General features: G+C 66.2%; 1 pseudogene. It reads right to left on the reverse strand.

Annotation, left to right across the window (positions count from 1 at the left end):
* Positions 1-573 (reverse strand): annotated as a pseudogene (locus B5M43_RS14950) (IS3 family transposase); the annotation flags it as partial.

Below are 573 nucleotides of genomic sequence, written 5' to 3' on the forward strand. Positions count from 1 at the left end.
GACGTTCCAGCCCACGATCTTGCGCGAGTACACGTCGGTGACGAACGCCACATACGCGAACCCCGCCCAGGTGGCCACATACGTGATGTCCGCGACCCAGAGCCTGCGCGGCGCGTCTGCGCGGAACCGTCGTTGGACGAGGTCCCGCGGCAGGGATTGCGCCTTGTCGGGCCTGGTCGTGAACGCCTTCTTCGACTTGCGAACCCCACGCACTCCCGCGAGGCGCATGAGGCGTTCGGTCTGGTCTCGGCCGATGTCCCATCCCTGACGTTTCAGGASGGCATGCATCTTCCGCCGCCCGTAGACGCCGTAGTTCTCCGCATSCAGCCGGGCGACCTCGGGCACCAGCAGCTCGTCCCGCAGCTGCCGGGCGGAGACGACGCGGGTCTTCGCGGCGCGATACCCGCGGGACGTGATGAAACCCTGCACTGCCGGGCGCAGCGTCCGGCAGATGAGCTCGACCCCGAACCGCTCTCGATATTCGTCGATGAAGCGGATCATCTCGGTCAGGGCCGGTCGAGCTCCTTCGCGAAAAACACGCTCGCGGCTTTGAGGATCTCATTCGCTTTCCGC

Source organism: Microbacterium sp. MEC084 (assembly GCF_004514465.2).
Taxonomy (GTDB): domain Bacteria; phylum Actinomycetota; class Actinomycetes; order Actinomycetales; family Microbacteriaceae; genus Microbacterium.